This is a genomic window from Pseudomonas sp. EA_65y_Pfl1_P113, assembly GCF_963970525.1.
GTDB classification, from domain to species: Bacteria; Pseudomonadota; Gammaproteobacteria; order Pseudomonadales; family Pseudomonadaceae; genus Aquipseudomonas; species Aquipseudomonas tritici.
Map to the genome: position 1 here is coordinate 1 of NZ_CAXAQM010000283.1, position 567 is coordinate 567.

The following is a 567-nucleotide window of genomic DNA, read 5'->3' on the forward strand; positions in this document are numbered from 1 at the left end:
GCCCTTTGGCGGCATCAACGACCATGGCCCCGGTGTCACCATTTCCGATTTCGGAAACAATAACGGGCTGGTGATCGGCCCCGATATTGCCAACTGGCGCGACCTCGACCTCAATCAATGGCCGGTCGAGTTGACCATCGACGGCGCATCGACCGGGGTCGCCACCGCCGCCGCCATGCTTGATGGCCCCTTCGGCGCAGCCCGCTTCCTGTTCGAACTGATGGCGCAGCGTGGCATCGCGCTCAGCGCAGGGCAGTGGATCTCGTCCGGAGCGGTCAGCGGCGTCCACCAAGTTCACATTGGCGCGCAAATTTCGGCCATCTTCGACAACCGACTGACGGTGGCGTGTAGCATCGCCGCCCAATAACCGCGATTATGATCCGGCAAAGGTTCGAAACAGGGCCGCCGACAGGAGAGAGATGATGGCGACGGCCGAACTTCCGATCGAAACGGGTGCAAGCGGGACGATAGCGGCCGACGCAAGCACGGTCGGACGCTATCGCTGGGTGATTTGCGGCCTGCTCTTTGCCGCCACCGCGATCAATTATGTCGACCGCCAGATGATCG

General features: G+C 62.3%; 1 protein-coding gene. It reads left to right on the plus strand.

The features are described 5' to 3' along the window. Positions 1-367 (plus strand): hypothetical protein (locus AACY52_RS29615; protein WP_339561269.1); only part of this gene is annotated, 367 nt, incomplete at its 5' end. Positions 368-567 lie beyond the last annotated feature (200 nt).